This window comes from Colwellia sp. 75C3 (assembly GCF_002836255.1).
Classification (GTDB): Bacteria; Pseudomonadota; Gammaproteobacteria; order Enterobacterales; family Alteromonadaceae; genus Colwellia.
On record NZ_PJAU01000047.1, the window covers coordinates 1 to 18,430 of the forward strand.

Annotated in this window: 16 protein-coding genes; 5 read left to right on the plus strand and 11 right to left on the minus strand. The window is 38.5% G+C overall.

The window, feature by feature from the left end:
- Nucleotides 1–204: 204 nt before the first annotated feature.
- From CXF85_RS09370 to CXF85_RS09380, 3 genes are all read left to right on the plus strand, one after another.
- A complete protein-coding gene (locus tag CXF85_RS09370; RefSeq protein WP_101228265.1) occupies nucleotides 205–645 on the plus strand; it encodes a YtoQ family protein in 441 nt (146 codons plus the stop codon).
- Nucleotides 646–795: 150 nt separating this feature from the next.
- Complete coding sequence (locus CXF85_RS09375) at nucleotides 796–1,713, plus strand: urea transporter (protein ID WP_101228266.1); 918 nt, start codon at nucleotides 796–798, stop codon at nucleotides 1,711–1,713.
- Between the two features lie 89 nt (nucleotides 1,714–1,802).
- On the plus strand, nucleotides 1,803–3,815 hold the full coding sequence (locus CXF85_RS09380) for a M43 family zinc metalloprotease (RefSeq protein WP_157829058.1): 2,013 nt from the start codon (nucleotides 1,803–1,805) through the stop codon (nucleotides 3,813–3,815).
- A gap of 111 nt (nucleotides 3,816–3,926) precedes the next feature.
- Here the strand turns inward: CXF85_RS09380 and panC are convergent, their stop codons facing one another.
- From panC to CXF85_RS09435, 10 genes are all read right to left on the minus strand, one after another.
- Nucleotides 3,927–4,793 carry a pantoate--beta-alanine ligase gene (gene panC / locus CXF85_RS09385; protein WP_101228268.1) on the minus strand — a complete coding sequence of 289 codons (867 nt, stop codon included), beginning with the start codon at nucleotides 4,791–4,793 and terminating at the stop codon, nucleotides 3,927–3,929.
- Nucleotides 4,794–5,181: 388 nt separating this feature from the next.
- On the minus strand, nucleotides 5,182–5,976 hold the full coding sequence (panB, locus tag CXF85_RS09390; protein ID WP_101228269.1) for a 3-methyl-2-oxobutanoate hydroxymethyltransferase: 795 nt from the start codon (nucleotides 5,974–5,976) through the stop codon (nucleotides 5,182–5,184).
- A 76-nt stretch (nucleotides 5,977–6,052) separates the two neighbouring features.
- Nucleotides 6,053–6,553 carry a 2-amino-4-hydroxy-6-hydroxymethyldihydropteridine diphosphokinase gene (folK, locus tag CXF85_RS09395; protein ID WP_101228270.1) on the minus strand — a complete coding sequence of 167 codons (501 nt, stop codon included), beginning with the start codon at nucleotides 6,551–6,553 and terminating at the stop codon, nucleotides 6,053–6,055.
- A 10-nt stretch (nucleotides 6,554–6,563) separates the two neighbouring features.
- Nucleotides 6,564–7,988 (minus strand): polynucleotide adenylyltransferase PcnB, encoded by a 1,425-nt coding sequence (pcnB, locus tag CXF85_RS09400; protein ID WP_101228271.1) that lies wholly within the window; start codon nucleotides 7,986–7,988, stop codon nucleotides 6,564–6,566.
- Nucleotides 7,989–8,521: 533 nt separating this feature from the next.
- The gene (locus CXF85_RS09405; RefSeq protein WP_101228272.1) at nucleotides 8,522–9,214 is read right to left on the minus strand and encodes an SDR family oxidoreductase; all 693 of its coding nucleotides are present in this window, start codon (nucleotides 9,212–9,214) and stop codon (nucleotides 8,522–8,524) included.
- A 75-nt stretch (nucleotides 9,215–9,289) separates the two neighbouring features.
- Nucleotides 9,290–10,237: a tRNA glutamyl-Q(34) synthetase GluQRS gene (gene gluQRS / locus CXF85_RS09410; protein WP_101228273.1), complete on the minus strand. Its 948-nt coding sequence runs from the start codon at nucleotides 10,235–10,237 to the stop codon at nucleotides 9,290–9,292.
- A gap of 52 nt (nucleotides 10,238–10,289) precedes the next feature.
- The gene (dksA, locus tag CXF85_RS09415) at nucleotides 10,290–10,736 is read right to left on the minus strand and encodes an RNA polymerase-binding protein DksA (protein WP_101228274.1); all 447 of its coding nucleotides are present in this window, start codon (nucleotides 10,734–10,736) and stop codon (nucleotides 10,290–10,292) included.
- A 274-nt stretch (nucleotides 10,737–11,010) separates the two neighbouring features.
- A complete protein-coding gene (sfsA, locus tag CXF85_RS09425) occupies nucleotides 11,011–11,724 on the minus strand; it encodes a DNA/RNA nuclease SfsA (RefSeq protein WP_101228276.1) in 714 nt (237 codons plus the stop codon).
- Between the two features lie 71 nt (nucleotides 11,725–11,795).
- On the minus strand, nucleotides 11,796–12,239 hold the full coding sequence (locus CXF85_RS09430; RefSeq protein WP_101228277.1) for a hypothetical protein: 444 nt from the start codon (nucleotides 12,237–12,239) through the stop codon (nucleotides 11,796–11,798).
- 186 nt (nucleotides 12,240–12,425) lie between these two features.
- Nucleotides 12,426–12,911, minus strand: a complete 486-nt coding sequence (locus CXF85_RS09435; RefSeq protein ID WP_101228278.1) for an acyl-CoA thioesterase — start codon at nucleotides 12,909–12,911, stop codon at nucleotides 12,426–12,428.
- Between the two features lie 134 nt (nucleotides 12,912–13,045).
- Here CXF85_RS09435 and hrpB point away from each other — a divergent pair, with 134 nt between their 5' ends.
- Complete coding sequence (gene hrpB / locus CXF85_RS09440) at nucleotides 13,046–15,577, plus strand: ATP-dependent helicase HrpB (RefSeq protein ID WP_101228279.1); 2,532 nt, start codon at nucleotides 13,046–13,048, stop codon at nucleotides 15,575–15,577.
- A 22-nt stretch (nucleotides 15,578–15,599) separates the two neighbouring features.
- On the plus strand, nucleotides 15,600–17,909 hold the full coding sequence (mrcB, locus tag CXF85_RS09445) for a penicillin-binding protein 1B (RefSeq protein ID WP_101228280.1): 2,310 nt from the start codon (nucleotides 15,600–15,602) through the stop codon (nucleotides 17,907–17,909).
- A gap of 83 nt (nucleotides 17,910–17,992) precedes the next feature.
- On the opposite strand, the gene CXF85_RS09450 is transcribed toward mrcB, so the two are convergent.
- On the minus strand, nucleotides 17,993–18,337 hold the full coding sequence (locus CXF85_RS09450) for a DUF3718 domain-containing protein (protein ID WP_101228281.1): 345 nt from the start codon (nucleotides 18,335–18,337) through the stop codon (nucleotides 17,993–17,995).
- Between the last annotated feature and the right edge of the window lie 93 nt (nucleotides 18,338–18,430).

The window sequence follows — 18,430 nt, forward strand, 5'->3', positions numbered from 1 at the left end:
TACTTAGAGAGTTTACTCTCCAACGTTGAATCAAGCTGATATGAACCACCGCGAAAGTAAAACACCTCACATACTCTTGATATCCCACATAGTGAAATGTCATTTCATTAGATTCATACATTGAATAACTCGAAAGTCATGTATCATGGCTGAATATAACAATGGCTGAATATAACTTTGGCTCATTATAATAGAGGCTTAATCATGAAATTAGCAGTATATCTTTCCGGTGAAATTCATACCGATTGGCGTGAAAAAATCATTCAAGGTTGCCAAGAAAGTGACTTAGATATCACTTTTTCTTCGGCGGTTACTCATCATGAAACAAGTGATGGTGCTGGTGATCATCTTGGCGCTGAAACCGAGCAGTTTTGGCGAGATAATAAATCAGCCAAAGTAAATGCAATGAGAACCAAAACACTTATTGAGCGCTGTGATGTGGCGATTATCCGCTTTGGTGATAAATATAAACAATGGAATGCCGCTTTTGATGCCGGATATTGTGCAGCACTTAACAAGCCTTATATAACATTACATGGTGAAGCGTTAATTCACCCATTAAAAGAAGTTGATGCAAGTGCGCAAGCTTGGGCTACCTCGGTTGAGCAAGTTATCACCACGTTAAAATATATCAGTAGCAACTAGCTTTAATCAGTAAACTCCTGGTCGCTGCTAACGTGTAGTCGCTAGATAATTACCCATATTAGTCTCTTTCATTCTAGCTGTTTAACTATTAGGTTAAACAGCTACGTTCATTGTTACCGTTGATCGTAATTTTTTGGTCTATAAATATTCATGAATTATCCCTTTGAGCATTTTGCTAAAAGTGCTTTAAACAGTTCAGCTCAAATTATGCTGCAAAAAAATGCGGTTACTGGTCTGTTATTTTTAGTCGGTATTGGCATCAATTCAACTACGATGTTACTCGGATGCGTACTAGCAATATTGTCGAGCTTAGTAACCGCTAAATTACTAAAGTATGACTTAGATTCAGTGGCTAAAGGTCTGTATGGCTTCAATGCTGCACTGGTTGGTATTGCTGTTTTTTACTTTATACCGCTTAGTTTTACTGCTCTGTTTTTAGTGATTGTCGTTGCTGTTTCATCGACATTGCTGATGCACTTTATGCTAACTAAAATGCCCGCTATCCCAGCTCTGACTGCGCCATTTATTCTATCAACATGGATGTTAGTGCTGATAATTGATTATGCAGGGCTAGTCATTTCAAGCCAAGAAAACCAAGAGAGTGTTGTTGCACCTATTACATTGTCATTTATAACGGCATTGTCTGGTGTTCTTCGTGGAGTAGGGCAAGTTATGTTGCAAGATAACTGGCTTACAGGTGCTGTGTTTTGTTGTGCATTGCTATGTAATTCTTATCAAGCGGCAGTATGGGCAATATTTTCTTCACTTATTAGTTTTCTTATTGCTATTGGTTTAGATTTTCCTCAAGAGAAAGCAATGATGGGACTTTATGGCTTTAATGGCTGTCTTGTTGCTATCGCGCTTATCGATCGCTACCCAAACAAGTACAGTATTACCATTTTTGCTATTTTACTCTCAGTATTGCTTACAAGAGCTTTTGAGATAATAGCACTACCCACATTAACTGCGCCTTTTGTTATCACTACTTGGTTTATGATTGGCCTTGTTAAATTAAAGTCAACTTTTGATAAAAAAAGACTAAGCAAAATTGATTTTAAGCCTGGGTAGTAGCATTCGCTGTCAATAGAGCAAAAATCGATATAAAACAGGCATTGTATCTATTCAAAACGATATTTTTATTAAGTATGGTTTAGTTATTGTTCAATCAACGTTTTAATTCAATCATGTCGACACGCAGTACTTTACCTCTTTTAAAAACGCTTATTATCGGCTTTATGTTGTTACATAGCTTAACGGTATTTTCTCAATCTAGCGTAAATGAAATTGGCGTATATTATCTGATTTCAGCGGATGACCGAAGTGGTCAGGGGGCGAGTGCAACAGAGGCACAATTGAACCAGGGTATTGATCAGCTTAATCGTGACTTTAAGGCTTTAAATATCAGTTTTGTTTTACGGGATAAAATCTATTTAACCAATAATGATGTCGCGGGCATACATGATGGTAAATGGGATACTAACAATGAAGAACAAGTAAGGGAATTCCTTCGTTATGGTTCTTTAAATGTTGTTGTTGCAAATCTTGATGGTAAAAATGGTCATGCTTATTGGAATTATGAAGCGACTGATATGATTGAGGTTGAGCCAGAAGATTTAGCAACTTCTACTATATCCCATGAGTTTGGGCATAATTTAGGATTATTGCATACTTATCAAAGTATTGATGATGGCCCAATCACATTACTTGAAGGAGATGGGGGATGGCAGTATGGTGATAAAGTTATTGATACTGCGGTAGACCCTGGCGAACGCAGCTACTATAACGATTGTGTCTATTCAGCAAGTACAGTTGATTCAACAGGTAATGCCTACCACCCCGACGGATTTAATATTATGGGTAAAGGGCATAATACGTGTCGGAATCGTTTTAGCGCCGGACAAATCAAGCGGATCGAAAGAGTATTACTGAGTGATAAATTCCATTTATTCAATAGCTTTGCAGCCGCAAAAAATCCGACGTGTCGTGATTTAGCTATTCATACAGCGCAAGGTTTGCAGGAAGGCTTTAATTACAACGAGTCACCACAAAATAATAGTTGGCGACAAGATAGTTATTTAGATAACTTTAATTGGAAATATTATAACAGTACGAGTACCTCAAGTACCGGAGCGAGTAAACCACAAGAAGGCCATACTTTTTTACATATTGATGCATCACATGAATTAATTTCAGCTAATGATAGGGTCAATCTTATTAGCCCTTGTTTCAGGTTTGAAGCGTCTTCAGCAGCAGAATTAAGCTTTTATTATTCTATGTATGGCTCAGATACGGGATCATTAAGCGTACAGATTACTCAAGATAATGGGGGAAGTTGGCAAACTCTTTGGCACAAATCAGGTCCGCAACATCAAAGTGGTTTGAGTTGGTCACTCGCCACCATATCACTAGGGCAATATAAAGCTTCGCCTTTTCAGTTAAGACTTTCTGGACAGGTTATTGGTGGAAGTAAAGGTGATATTTCAATAGATAATCTGAGAGTTACCTCTGAGCCGTCAGATATAGATGAGCAAGTTCAGGAGATTAGCTTTACGGAGCAATTGGATGTTGAACTAGATGTAGCTGTTTATTCTGAAGCGGTTATTATTACTGGCATCAACACTAATATTAAGCTCAGTATTAGTAATGGGGAATACTCAATTGGTTGCATAGCGGATGCTTATAATACTGATGTGATACAAGTCAGTGAAGGTGATAAGTTATGCTTACGACATAGCAGTGGCAATACTTATCAAAAACAGGTTGAAACAATACTGACTCTGGCTCAACAAGAGTTCATTTTTAGTAGTACAACAATGACAGAGCTGCTGGTGCTGCCAGATCCTGTTATTATTCCCGAACCAGACGTTATTCCCGAGGCAGAAATTACACCAGCCCTTGATCCAGATCCGACACCGGAACTTGCAGCGATACCAGACCTTGTCACTGATCCTGTGGTGATATCTGATTCAATTACCATGCCGGTATCAAAAGACTCCTCTGATATGACACAAGAACAGCAAACCAGTGCTGGTAGTATGGCAATTACATGGCTTATCTTTTTAATGGGAATATTATCGGTACGCAGAAAGCTAACTATACAAGTTATACCAATTCGATTAGTTTGTGTTCTTGTTTTGCATAGAGGAAATAAATTAGGGGAAGGTGCTTGATTGAGTAATAGCTGACTATTTGTATTGAGAGAACGCTGGTATGGCGTATTTTTACGTACCTAGCGATGAACAATTACGCTAGATACGTCGAGAAATATAGATAACATACAGTTAGGTTAGATCAACTTGCAGATTATCAATCAAACGTGCTTTACCGCAATGTGCCGCGGCTAAAATAACTAACTGAGTGTCATCTTCACTTGCAGGTTGCAATGTCTGTGCGTGGCAAACATGCAGATAATCAGTATGTAAACCTGAATCATTTATTGCTTTAGCTGCTTGCTTAGACAATCCAATAAAATCAATGCTATCGCTCTGAGCAAAACCAATGCTAATTTGTTCAGCCAGCCACTGTAAATTTTGTTGAAGCACAGGTGCGATAGCTTTTTCTTCAGCAGTTAAATAACCATTACGAGAACTTAAGGCTAAACCACTTTCTTCTCTGGTGGTTGCCACGGGAATAATAGTAATTGGCAGCGACAAGTCTTCAACCATCGTTTGGATAACTTGTACTTGCTGATAATCTTTTAAGCCAAAACAAGCGACGTCCGGTTGTACTAGATTAAATAGTTTACAAACTACTGTAGCAACACCGCGAAAGTGACCTGGGCGACTCTCCCCACAATACCCGTCAGAGATGTTTGGTACTTCTACAAAGCTTTGCTTCGCCAACCCTTTTGGGTAAATAATGTCAGGTGTTGGTGTGAATAGTAAATCAGTGCCAGCAACGGTTAATTTCTGCTGATCATCAACCATGGTACGTGGATAGTTATCAATATCTTCGTTTATACCAAACTGCATTGGATTGATAAATATACTGGCAACAATTTTATCGGCATGTTTGTGTGCTTCATCCACTAATGAAATATGACCTGCATGTAAGTTACCCATGGTAGGCACAAAAGCAACGGTTAAACCTTGTTGACGCCATGCTTTGACTTGCGCACGTAATTCACTAATTTGACTGACTGTTTTCATAAATTTATTTTGCCGTTATTTTTTATAATTATTTATTATTAGTATCTTATACCAAGTACATTAATTAATTGACCACTTAGCGAGAATTAAAAGACATAGAGGCAAGGCATTGATTGAAGAGAATGGTTACTCCCTTCTCGAAATTAATAACGCTGCATGTAAGTCTTTTAAACTCGCCCTTTGGGAGTTTATTAGCAAACTAATAACGGCATAAAATTAAAGAAATATAGAATAACTATGTTTAAGTAATTTTACTTGTTCTAAGCTCGCTAATATAACTCTAAGCTGATCAATTTATTAGTGTAATTGGTATTATTAATAGAGCTATATTTTTAGTGTTTTCTGGTAATGCTTTCTGATTGTTTTTTAAGTAATTTACTTGTGTTGATTACTTAAATATATGTTCATCGCCAGGGAAATTACCTTGACTCACTTCACTGATATAAAGCTCAACTGCTTTTTTAATATCGCCAGTATCTTTTAAGAAATTACGCGAAAACTTAGGCATATAATTACAGGCAATACCTAGGGCATCGTGCATAACTAAAATTTGTCCATCAGTATCTTTACCTGCGCCAATACCAATAGTAGGAATTGTTAGCGCTTTAGTGATGGCTTCACCTAAAATGGCGGGAATACATTCAAGTACCAATAATTGCGCGCCAGCTGCTTCAAGTGCTTTTGCATCAGCGATCATTTGCTCTGCTTTATCATCATCACGACCTTGTACTTTAAAACCACCAAAAATATTGACTGATTGTGGTGTTAATCCAAGATGAGCGCAAACGGGAATACCACGTTCAACCAATGCAGAAATGGTGTCATTAAGCCAAGCGCCACCTTCCATTTTTACCATGCTAGCACCAGCTTGCATTAGCAGTGCGGCATTTGTTAAAGCTTGCTCTTTAGTGGCATAGCTCATAAAAGGCATATCAGCGATAATAAGGGTTTCTTCAACGCCACGTTTTACGCAACGTGTATGATAAGCCATATCTTCAATAGTCACGGGTAAGGTGCTGTCTTGACCCTGTAGTACCATGCCTAAAGAGTCGCCAATCAATATGGCGTGAATACCTGCTTGGTCAAATAGTTTTGCGAAGCTGGCATCATAGGCGGTAATGGTTGATATTTTTTCGCCTTGTAATTTCATGTTCAGCAAGCTTGCGGTAGTTATTTTAGCCATGATTTTTCCGAATAGGTTAATTAGCAGTAGTTCTAATTATTTATTATAGTGTTAAGGGAAATAGTTTTAATATTTATTATTTTAATAGCGATAATTTCACTATGCCATTGCTGTTGATTTCACTAGCAAGAGAGCTGATAGAGGTACCGTCAGGTAAATGTAAAGTAGGCGCAATCTCTGCTAATGGCAGTAAAACAAATTCTCGAATTTTCATACCGTAGTGAGGAACCGTTAATCGTTCATTCTCTATCGATTCATTACCGAATAATAGAATATCACAATCGAGAATTCGTGCGCCCCAACGGTTATCTTTTCGTACACGTCCTGCTGCATTTTCTATTGCTTGTAAGGCGTCTAATAACTCAAGGGCAGGTAAAGTGGTTTCTATGGCTATGACTGCATTGATGTAATCATCTTGGTCTTGAGGACCCATAGGCTTACTCAAATATAAAGCCGATAATGCAATTACATTACCCGCTTTAATCTGAGAAATTTCGTCAGCAGCCTTACTTATTTGTAATCTAGGGTTTGATAAGTTACTACCTAACCCTATGTAGGCAATGGTCGTTTTTTGCATTTTTTTGCCGTTATGATTCAGTTGGCTTTGCACTAGGTTTACGACGTTTTTTTGGATTACGTCGTTTTGAGCCTTGTGGCACGTTTACGCCTTTAATCATTTGAAGCTGGGCATCATTCGACACTTCTTGAAAGTCTGTCCACCACAGTGCTAATTCTTCTAGTTCAGGTGTGCCTTCTATTTGTGCGCGTAATAATAAGAAGTCATAACCAGCTCTGAACTTAAGGTGCTCTAATGTTTTAAATGCACGTTTACCTTCGCGGCGACTTAACTTATCTTGCAGGATCCAAATATCTTTAATGACTGCTTGGAAACGTTTAGGGATCGCAATACTGCGTTGCTGCTCGGGCATAATTTCATTGAGGGCAGCAAAGAAGATATCTTGTGGCGTTAGTTGAGTAGTCGCCTTAATTTGATGCATATGCTTTTGTAATGGATACCAAAGCATGGCGGCAAATAGAAATGCCGGTGTTACGCGTTGGTCATTGTTTATGCGTTTATCAGTGTTTTCCATTGCTAGCATAATAAAATCTAACAAATAGCTTTGTTCGTCTGATTCATTGTTAAGCGCTTGGTCAACAGCTGGGAAGAAGTAACCAAATAGGTCATAACTACGCAGTTGCTCAAAGTTTGCAACAGCTTTACCTGCAATGAACATTTTCAAGAACTCTTCAAACAAACGAGCCGCAGGAATATTGGCCATTAATGTTGATAGTTCTTTAATGGGTGCTTTAGTCGCATCACTTATTTTCATATCAAGTTTAGTGGCAAAACGAATCGCTCGTAACATACGTACGGGATCTTCGCGGTAGCGCGTTTCAGGATCACCAATCAAACGTATGATTTTATCGTTTACATCTTGCACGCCATTGGCAAAATCATACACCTTAAAATCTTTAGATGAATAATATAAAGCATTGATAGTAAAGTCTCGACGCTCAGCGTCTTCTTCTATGCTGCCGTAGATGTTGTCTCGCAATAACATGCCATCTTCGCTTTGCTTAGAGGTTGTTTTACAGCTTTTCTCTTGCTCGGACGCATTATCATGATGGCCTCTGAAAGTGGCTACTTCAATAATTTCACGACCAAAAACAATATGTGCTAATCGAAAGCGTCTTCCAATTAAGCGACAATTACGGAATAAATCTTTAATTTCATCAGGAGTTGCATTGGTTGCGATATCAAAATCTTTAGGCTCGAAACCTAATAAAATATCACGGACGCCGCCACCAACAAGGTAAGCTTCAAAACCACCTCTATTTAAACGGTGTAATACTTTAAGTGCATTAGGGCTCATTAATTGGCGCGAGACAGGATGCTGATCACGTGAGAAAACCAATGGGTTATCAAAGGATGCAGTAGCAACATTTTTTTTGTTACTGGTGCTTTTCTTAGCGTTTTTTTTAGGGGTCGTTTCAACGATAGTTTTACTCACTTTTTTGGAGAAAACTCGTTTGCATAAATTAATAACGCTTTTGATAGTCACAGGCCTTTAAGACAGACATAAAATAGTGCCGCAATGATATAACAGTGCAGGGCAAAAGAGAATAACAGACGGGATAATTAGCATGAAAAAACAGCAAAAAAGGACAGAGAAAGCACCATGAGAAGCAAAGCTCACTTTTCTTTCTTCATACCCGCTCCATTTGAAGGTGCTCATTTCAGGAAACCTGAGCGAATCATACTCAAGGCACATTTTTTTGTTAAGGGTATTCAGGATAATGTGCTCCTGCATTTTCTATTAAGTTACATCCATGTAGCGTCCTTAAAAATAAAGGTAACGACGGGGATGTTTTGCTCAGGCTTCCCCAAAGGGCTGGTTTATAAGCGTTTTATGCTACGTTATTGATTTCGACAAGGGAACAACCATTCTCTTCAATCAATGCCTTGTCTAAAAGCGTTTATAATTCCAGCTGAATCCAGCATCTTCAAGTGGAACGGGTATTTACTAATTTCTCTAGTCTCAAACTACCACGGTAATGTTTCACCATTTGAGTGTTTAAATACACCTGAATCCGCCATGGTTAAATTATCCATTAAGGCGATTAGACGCTCTGCTGCAACTGCGGCGCTGATATCACCATTACTTAATATACCACTACTATTTACCATCTCCGTTTGTACATAACCAGGGTGATAAATACCGACTGAAATATCTTCATCAGCAAGATCTCTGGCTAATGATACCGCCGCGATATTAAGGGCAACTTTAGACATGCGATAACCGTATCGACCTCCTGAAGTATTATCTGTAACTGAGCCCATTCTAGAAGTAATGAAGCCAATTTTACTACCCGAAGATAAGTTAGCTAATAAAGCGTGGCTCAAGAAGAGTGGTGCAACAGCATTGACATTAAATTGTTCAACAATTGTTTCTTGGTTCAAATCACTCAATTGCTCGTTACGTAAAATACCGGCATTGTTGATCAATAAATCAATGCTAACATCGCTGAGAGCTGATACGGCTTTATCGATGCCAGCTTGTGTCGCAACATCTATTTGCTCTACAACGTTTACGCCAAGCGCATCTAGATCTTTAGAGCTTTGACGACAAAGTGCATAAACGGTATCACCACGTTGTTGACAAATGTTAGCCATGGCATAACCGATACCACGATTAGCGCCAGTAATTACAATGGTTTTATGTGTATTAGTAGACATTATATTTCCTTTATTTAATGTATTTTAGTCGTTTCGGTATAAGTGATTTAACCGGTGGTATTTTTACCCGTTAGCTTAATCAATGTTTATTTCAACCGCTTTAGGAACATTGCCTCGTTGCCAATTATTTATGGCCCATTTAATTAACTCTTCAACGCTAGCATTATGTAACTCAGGTGCTGGTGATTGACCTAAAAATTGTAACGCTGCAATAATGGCTGGCTGTGGTCTGTCATTATCAATAGCAGGCGCTTTATTTTGCTTGCTAAGTTTGTAACCATCGCTGGTTATTGCTAAGGGAATATGACCGAATAGAGGGGTATTACATTTCAAAAAGCTATTGTTTAATGTTTGATAAAGGGTCAATTGTCTGGCTGTCGGTTCGAGTAAGTCACAGCCGCGGACAACATGGGTAATACCCTGTGCAATATCATCAGCAACTACGGCAAGCTGGTAAGCGAATAAGCCGTCTTTACGGTGGATAATAAAGTCTTCATCAGCTAATTTTTTGTCACAAAGCACATGGCCTTGAAATAGATCATTAAATTGATGTAAACCGTATTGATTAACGAGTCTTAAAGCGCTGTGTTGGGGCGGATGATTAGCACTAAGACAATGACCTTGATATATACCGCCGATAGCTTTGATCTGAGCGCGAGTGCATTGGCAATAATAACTTAGTTTTTGTTCTGACAGGTTAGATAAAATATCACGGTAGTATTGAGATTGAGAACTTTGATAAAGCTCGGTTTCATCCCAGTGTAGCCCAAAAGCTTCAAGGCTCGTTAATATTGCTGTGCTGGCACCTTGTTGTTCACGGGGCGGATCGATATCTTCAATTCGAATTAACCACTTTCCTTGCTTGCCATGATCATTAATAAACGATTTAGCATCTAGAAAACTCGCAAGAGCAGCGATAAGGGAACCAAAATGAAGTAAGCCTGAAGGGGATGGAGCAAAGCGACCACGATATTGAGAAGCCTGATTGGCCTCCTGTGGTCGCTTGATATGCAAATTTTGCATGTGAACCATGTCTAGTAAATACTAGCTAGAACTAGGTATGGTTAGCTAATAATTAGCCAGCCATTTGACGTTCTTTAATTTCAGCTAACGTTTTACATTCAATACAAAGATCGGCAGTTGGACGGGCTTCTAAACGACGAATACCAATCTCTATACCGCAAGATTTGCAAAAACCAAAATCGTCATCTTCAATTAATTGTAACGTTTTTTCAATTTTCTTGATAAGTTTACGTTCACGGTCTCGTGTACGTAATTCAAGACTGAACTCTTCTTCTTGAGCTGCTCTATCCACAGGATCTGGAAAGTTTGCTGCTTCATCTTGCATATGCGAAACAGTACGATCAACTTCTTCCCGTAATTGTAAGCGCCAAGCATCTAAAATCTTTTTAAAATGCTCTTGTTGAGGCTCTTCCATGTACTCTTCGCCAGCTTTTTCTTGATATGGCGCAACGCCTGCTAAGGCAAGGATACCTAATGGCTTGTGTTTACTTTTTGGCATGCTTATTCTCCAAATGCTACATAGACCAAGGCGATTTACTAATATACCACGTTTAAGGTGGTATGGTGCCTTTGTTGTAAGTACCAATATTTTTATATATGACCCGATTAATCAGGACTATATTGTGTCGCTCATGATAAAAATCAACAAATTAGTTAAAATAAATATTTTATCTAATTTTATCAACTAGTTAATGGTAATGGTAATTTTTATTCTGTTATTTAAACATTTTTAGCAAGCTCTTTTAGCAAATTTCAGTGGTACTAGTCAATATTTATCGTTCAATAAAGGGAATATTTTCAATTAAATTAATATCTAGCTCTCCGTTTTCGAGGGTGAACCCAGCTTTATAGGCTATTATTTCAACGCCAGCAGCTTTGGCCTCTTCGAGTAACTTTGCATAGGTTGGATCAATATGACTCGCGGCAGAAATAGCATTAATACCGGAATGCAAAACGGCAAATAATAATACGGCTCTATGTCCCTGTGCGACCATGTCCATTAATTCACGTAAGTGTTTTTGACCGCGCGTGGTAACCGCATCAGGGAAGTAACCATGACCTTTGTCTAATAAAGTAACTGACTTTACTTCAATGTAGGTGTCAGGCGCATGAATATAGGTTGCTAAAAAATCAACTCGACTGTTCTCATTTCCATATTTCACTTCTCGTTTTAATTCATCAAAGCCAGATAGTTCACTGATCAAACCTTTGTTTAATGCCTCTTCGACCAGTTGGTTGGCGCGTAAGGTATTTACGCAAATAAAGTGGTCATTCTGGGTTTGGTTGATTTCCCAACTAAAGGGATATTTTCGTTTCGTGTTGGTTGACGTACTATACCAAACGGTATCATCAGGCTCAGCACAGCCTTTCATTGCACCTGTGTTAGCACAATGTATAGTCGTTTCTTCCCCACTGGGAAGTTCAATGTCGGCGAGAAAACGTTTGTAACGCTTAATTAATTTTGCTGATTGCAGTTGAAGTATCATATTAAAATGAGCTAATTAGGGGCTATTGAACTTTAGCTAATCATAACGTAATTTTTTATTGGCATAGTTATTTAATTAACTCGCGCTGTTTTTCGTTGTTTATTTTTTAATAATATTGCTTGCTCTATAAAACCATTGAGCCAATCGGTAGCACTTTCCCTATCGCTGAAAACATGAAATTCTATTTGGCAGTCGTGATAGATACGCTGTAATTGCATTTGTTGCATATCCGCATAGGCGCTATTTAAAATAACAACAGCGATAGCAATCATGCCTTTTTTTTGTCTATATTGAGTTGTTTCTCTTAATTGTTGTTCAGCATCAGGAGTAAAAACACTATTACCACGAAAGGTGATTAATGAGCCCCACGGTTCACCACTCATTTGTTCGGTTAGCTGTTTTATATCTTGATGGTACTTTTCTGCTGTAACCTCATTAAACGGTCCATGTGCATCGACTAATAAAATATTGTTTTGTTGCTCAATAACATAACGTCCATGTGCTGAGTATTCCATGGTAACTCCTCTCTGATTAGTTCTGATTAGTAGAAGGGGAACGTTTAGTAATAACAGGCTTTAAATAACTTGCCAAGTAAGCAGATAAATTTTTATTTGCAAGTTTTTTACATATTTATTTAGTTTCTTAATTATCGTTCATAATTAAATGTAAGTGGCTGTTATTGTTGCTATGTTTAGGGAACGTTATTTCCAACCTAACTGCTGCTCAAAATCTTGGTCTAGTTTTATAGCAAACTCTTTTGCGTGCATTGCCACTTGCTCTAATTTTTTCTCCTCTTCATTTTGTGGTTCAAATTTAGGAACTTTTACCGGATAACCACTTTCATCAGTTGCCATGAAAGTAATGAAACATCGGTTGGTAACGACATAACTATGTTCTTTAGGGTCACAGGCTCTCACGACCACATAAATGTGCATGCTACTACGCCCAGTGTGTACTATCTGAGCTGTGACTGTAATCATTTGACCGACTAATATCGGACGAATAAAGCGGATACCATTAGCAGAAATAGTCACACTGTAACGTTTACTCCATTTTGCAGCGCAAGCATAAGACGCTTGGTCTATCCATTTCATTACCATGCCGCCATGAACCTTACCGCCAAAGTTAACGTCTGTAGGCTCAGCTAAAAAACAAAATTCAACCACATTATCGAGAGACTTTTTCATTTAATAGACACCTTTAAAGCGTATTTAGTCGAAGATATATCAATTATAGACAAATTCAATTGCTTATCGAGTTATGCCCGACAAGTAATAATTGTTATGATAATAGCCATTATATTAATAACTATATTTTATCGATGGCCGTGACTACTTCATTACCCATAGAGGCAATTAAACAACAATTTTGCCAAACTCTTGATGAGCAAAATACCCTTATTTTATCGGCTCCACCAGGAGCAGGTAAATCAACGTGTTTACCTTTATGGTTATTGACGTTGCCAAGTTTGGCTAATAAAAAAATTTATTTACTACAACCTAGACGTTTAGCCGTTAAAAACATAGCAATATTCCTAGCAAAACAACTCAATGAAAAAGTAGGCGAAACCATTGGTTATCGGTTACGTAACGACAGTAAAACGTCAGCGAAAACGCGTCTTGAAGTCATTACTGAAGGCATCTTAACGCAGATTATTCAAAAAGATGCCGAACTCTTAGATACCGCGTTAGTAGTTTTTGATGAATTTCATGAGAGAAGTTTACAGGGGGATTTAGCCTTTGCGCTCACCCGCGAAGTACAAACCGAGCTGCGCGATGATTTAAAAATATTGCTCATGTCTGCAACGCTAGATATCGAGTATTTAAGCCAAGCATTGCCCGATGCTCATATATTGAATAGTGAAGGGCGAAGCTATCCGATAGAGGTGAGTTATCAAGCTCCTAGGGGACATCAACGTTGGCGTGAACATGCATTGACGGTGATCAAAGATAAAATGTTTGATCATATGGGATCAATCTTAGTTTTTTTACCTGGTGTCGCCGATATTCGTTTTTTACTTGAACGTTTGATGGCCCATCAAACGCAAGGTGTGAAAGTTTGTCCTTTATTTGGTGAATTGAGTCTCAAGGAACAACAGCAAGCAATAGCACCTTGTGAAAATGGCCACCGTAAAATTGTTTTAGCGACTAATATCGCAGAAACATCACTGACCATTGATGGTATTGATCTTGTTATTGATTGCGGGCTTGAAAAAGTGGCTGTGTTTGATAGTGCCAGTTTGATGAATAAACTCATGCAAAAGCAAATATCAAAAGCGTCAGCGGTACAAAGAGCAGGGCGAGCAGGGCGATTAATGCCTGGGCATTGTATCCGTTTATATGGCAAAGATGATTTTGAGCGCAGACCGCTGCACAGCGTTAATGATATTCAACAAGCCGATTTACTACCGACCTTGATTGAAGCCGCTCGATGGGGCGTTTCTACTTTAGCTGACTTACCTTTATTAGAACTTCCGAGTAAGGTTAAAGAGCAACAAGCTTGGCAAGAGTTACAAAGTCTAGCCATTGTCGATAATAAATATGTACTCACCAAACACGGTGAAAAAGCGTCCAATTTACCTTGCCATCCACGTTTCGCTCACATGATTTTAATGGCACAAGCGAAAGGGCAGAATATAACTATCTTAGCTTGTTTGATTGCAGCGTTACTCGAGGAACGTGATATTTTCAAAGGTGAGCAATCTAAATTCGATTGTGATCTAGTGCACCGATTACAATTATTAATTCAGCATAAGAGTAATAAAAACCCCTTGTTAGAACGGATTTTATTACAGGCAAATCGACTCGCTCAAAATTTACAATTACGTTTTAACGTACATTCCTTAGATTTATCAAAGACTGGTATATTAATCGCTTATGCTTATCCAGAACGGGTGGCGAAAGCTAGGATTAATCATGGTGAATATATTTGCGTAAATGGCAAAGGGGCATCAGTTAATGAACAAGATGCCTTAGCAAGTGAAGACTTTATTGTTATTGCTCAAACGAGCCAAGATGATAATCAGTTAACTGTACGGCTAGCGAGTCAAATTAGTCTAGTCGAAATAACTGATGTTTTTTCGGCACAAATTAAGACGCAAGATATTGCAAACTTTGATAGCAAGAGCGGTAGAATTATCGCTAAAAGACAAACTACATTGGGCGGAATAGCCTTATCAGAACAGCCACTAAAACAAGAAGTCACGACAGAAACAATTAGTGCTATGTGGTGTGAACTGGTGATGAAAAAAGGCTTGAGTTTTTTACCCTGGCAAGCCAAAGATTTAGCGCTCAAGGCTCGTTGGCAATGGTTAAATCAATACTTTCCTGAATATGATTTAGCGGTTATTGATGATAATCGACTATTAGAAAAACTAAGTACTTGGTTTGCGCCATTTGTTGGTGAGATAAAAAATAAAGCACAACTAGCCAAGCTGGATTTATCACAAATGTTATTGTCTTTACTTAGTTATCAAAAACAAAAAATATTAAGCCAAGCAGCGCCTACTGTTTATGTAGGACCGACAGGAAGACATTGCCCTATTAGTTATTCTCAAGATAAGTCGCCAAAAGTGTCATTGCCGATGCAAGAGTTATACGGCTTAACAGAAACACCGAGTATTGGTGTTGTCGAAGGCATAGCTGGAGGAAATCAAAGTGTGCCCTTATTGTTAGAATTGCTTTCACCCGCGCAACGACCTATTCAAGTAACACAAGATTTAGTTACCTTTTGGTCTGGTAGCTATCAAGCCGTGCAAAAAGACATGAAAAGCCGTTATCCTAGACATTATTGGCCAGACGATCCTGTTAATGCTAAGGCAACCAATAAAATGAAACGACATCTAAAACTCTGATAACTCAGCATATCGAAAAATAATGCCAAAAATTAAAATAAAAAAACGTAGCACAGCAGTGAAAAAAGAAAAATCAATATTACGTAAAACCGCTATGACGTTAGGCAAGTTAATGATTGCCGGTCTATTTACGTTAGGAATTTTCTGCATTTACCTTGATGCTAAGGTAAGACAAACATTTGAAGGTCAGCGCTGGCAAGTGCCTGTACAAGTGTACGGTCAAATCGAAACATTGCAGTTAGGTGAACAAGCTAATTTGGAAGAAATAGCCCAATCACTAAAAATTAATAACTATCAGAAAGTGAAGTTTGCCACGCGAGCGGGGCAATTTTCTCAATCGGTAGAGCGTTTAAATATCTTTCAGCGAGCATTCGATTTCACTGATGGTACTAACAACACGCAGCAACTGAGTATTGAAGTTGTTAGCGATATTGTTGTTTCCTTGAGTGTGGATGAGCAGCCTGTTGCCACTGTAATGCTTGAGCCACAATTACTGGCACGTTTAGTTCCTGATAATAAAGAAGATCGTGTCTTGGTGTCGCTAGAAGAGTTACCTAGCCAATTAATTGATACATTGTTGCTTATTGAAGATCGCGATTTTTATCATCACCATGGCGTATCACCTGTTGGGATTTTTAGAGCGTTATTCAATAATATCCGTGCAGGGCGCACGGTGCAGGGCGGTAGTACGTTAACACAACAGCTAGCTAAAAATATGTTTCTTAGTCGAGAGCGGACACTTTCTCGGAAAATTAAAGAAGCGCTAATGGCGGTGATTTTAGAGTTAAGGTACAGTAAAGATCAACTACTAGAAGCTTATATTAATGAAGTGTACTTAGGGCAAAACTATGCCAACGGTGTCTATGGCTTTGGCTTGGCTGCGCAATTTTACTTTGGTAAAAAAATTAATGAATTAAGTCATGGTCAAATGGCTTTATTGATAGCCCAAGTTAAAGGCCCAAGTTATTACGACCCATGGCGTCATCCAAAACGTGCAATAGAACGACGAGATCTTATTCTCAGGCTTATGTTTGAACAACACATGTTATCACTGGTCGATTTTGAGCAGGCTGCAGAGTCAGAATTATCTGTTAGAGTGCAACGTCGTTTAGCTAAAAAAAAGTACCCAGCCTATTTGCAGCTAGTCAGCGCGGAACTAAATCAGCATCTTTCAAGTGTTACCCAAAAATCTGGTATCAAAGTCTTCACTGGCTTCTCGCACCGCAGTCAGCAGTTATTAGAGCAGAGTGTTGCTCAGCAACTGCCCTTACTTGAGCGCAAGTATAAACAAAGCGATTTAGAAGCGGCAATGATAGTCACTGATATCAATAGTGGCGAGATTCGAGCGTTAGTTGGTGGCCGAGAAAGTGGTTATGCCGGTTTTAATCGTGCACTTAATGCAAAACGACATATCGGTTCATTAATCAAACCAGCGATTTATGTCGCGGCACTTGAGCGTTATCAACAATATAATTTTGCTACTATTTTAGATGATAAAGCGATTACCCTAAAAAAAGGCTCAGGTAAAAAATGGCAACCTAAAAACTATGATGGAAAATACCGAGGGCAGGTATCGTTAATCGAAGGTTTAGTATACTCCCTTAATATACCAACGATTAATCTGGGCATGAGTTTAGGCCTAACCAGTGTAGCTGACGTTATTAAAGCACTTGGCTATCAACATCACCTGCAAATGCGTCCGTCAGTTTTATTAGGTGCTGTTAATATGTCGCCATTGGAAATTAACCAGTTATATTTAGCGATTGCAAATAAAGGTTATTACCAAAAGAGCCATACTATCACTAAAATACTGTCCTCAAAAAATGAGACACTCTGGCAAAAAGAGCAAGTAAGTGAGCAGCGACTATCAAGCCAAGCAGCTTACTTGCTTGATTACGCCTTAGAGCAAGTCACTCAAGTGGGCACTGCTAGATCACTCACTTGGCGTTTAGATAATAAGAGAGTTGCGGGTAAAACGGGTACCAGTAATGCCTTACGAGATAGTTGGTTTATCGGCTATGACAACAAACACTTAATCACAACCTGGTTGGGAAAAGATAATAACAAGCCAACAGGGTTAACAGGAAGTAGTGGAGCGCTACCATTGTTTGCCGATTTCATGAAGCGGCAAGGTGTAGTAAATAAAATTGAAGATAAACCCGAAGGCATTGTAGTTACCTTATTTGAACAACAAACGGGTAATGCAGTAACAGAAGAATGTGCTAATACTGTCATCTATCCAGCGGTTGAAAACGGAATAGTTACTTCGAAAGAATGTTTACAAGAAAAAGTTGATCGTCGTTCTTGGTTTGAAAAAGTTTTTGGTGATTAGTCATTTTTTAATTTTTTAGTTTATTAGCGGTAAATATGAACGCTCAATAATATCCTGTTGAGCGTTCTTATTTAGCCATCATATTAAAAAGTTACTTTTACTTTTGATAAGGCTGCAACATCAGTGATGCTAACATTACCAATACTTCTTTGTAATCTCGCTGCTGTTTTCTCTGCACCATTGCTTTGAGCGAAACTAATTACATCTTCTCCATTACACATTAATTTTAAAGCGACGGTTTTAGTTTGTAAGCGGTAAGATTTGGTTGTGCTGTTAAGTTTTAAAAGACTATCACTTTTCGCTGCTTTACAAACGTCGATTAAGGCTTTTTCCATATAAGGTGTCATTGCTGCTTGGCTTGGTAAACTCATAGCTAAAACAGGTAAAGCGGCGGTAAGAGCAAGTAATGTTTTTTTGAAAGTAGTCATGGTAATTCTCCAGAGAGTTATTGTATATCGTTAGTGTTTTGTTCGGCCTAGTTATGTAAGGCACATCATAATAGTGGACCCTTTTTAGTAAAA

What these genes read in the sequence shown, in the direction of transcription:
- CXF85_RS09370 (WP_101228265.1), top strand. Translation starts at nt 205, where the DNA reads ATGAAATTAGCAGTATATCTTTCCGGTGAAATTCATACCGATTGGCGT.
- CXF85_RS09375 (WP_101228266.1), top strand. Translation starts at nt 796, where the DNA reads ATGAATTATCCCTTTGAGCATTTTGCTAAAAGTGCTTTAAACAGTTCA.
- panC (WP_101228268.1), bottom strand. Translation starts at nt 4,793, where the DNA reads ATGAAAACAGTCAGTCAAATTAGTGAATTACGTGCGCAAGTCAAAGCA.
- panB (WP_101228269.1), bottom strand. Translation starts at nt 5,976, where the DNA reads ATGGCTAAAATAACTACCGCAAGCTTGCTGAACATGAAATTACAAGGC.
- folK (WP_101228270.1), bottom strand. Translation starts at nt 6,553, where the DNA reads ATGCAAAAAACGACCATTGCCTACATAGGGTTAGGTAGTAACTTATCA.
- CXF85_RS09405 (WP_101228272.1), bottom strand. Translation starts at nt 9,214, where the DNA reads ATGTCTACTAATACACATAAAACCATTGTAATTACTGGCGCTAATCGT.
- gluQRS (WP_101228273.1), bottom strand. Translation starts at nt 10,237, where the DNA reads ATGCAAAATTTGCATATCAAGCGACCACAGGAGGCCAATCAGGCTTCT.
- dksA (WP_101228274.1), bottom strand. Translation starts at nt 10,736, where the DNA reads ATGCCAAAAAGTAAACACAAGCCATTAGGTATCCTTGCCTTAGCAGGC.
- sfsA (WP_101228276.1), bottom strand. Translation starts at nt 11,724, where the DNA reads ATGATACTTCAACTGCAATCAGCAAAATTAATTAAGCGTTACAAACGT.
- CXF85_RS09430 (WP_101228277.1), bottom strand. Translation starts at nt 12,239, where the DNA reads ATGGAATACTCAGCACATGGACGTTATGTTATTGAGCAACAAAACAAT.
- CXF85_RS09435 (WP_101228278.1), bottom strand. Translation starts at nt 12,911, where the DNA reads ATGAAAAAGTCTCTCGATAATGTGGTTGAATTTTGTTTTTTAGCTGAG.
- hrpB (WP_101228279.1), top strand. Translation starts at nt 13,046, where the DNA reads ATGGCCGTGACTACTTCATTACCCATAGAGGCAATTAAACAACAATTT.
- mrcB (WP_101228280.1), top strand. Translation starts at nt 15,600, where the DNA reads ATGCCAAAAATTAAAATAAAAAAACGTAGCACAGCAGTGAAAAAAGAA.
- CXF85_RS09450 (WP_101228281.1), bottom strand. Translation starts at nt 18,337, where the DNA reads ATGACTACTTTCAAAAAAACATTACTTGCTCTTACCGCCGCTTTACCT.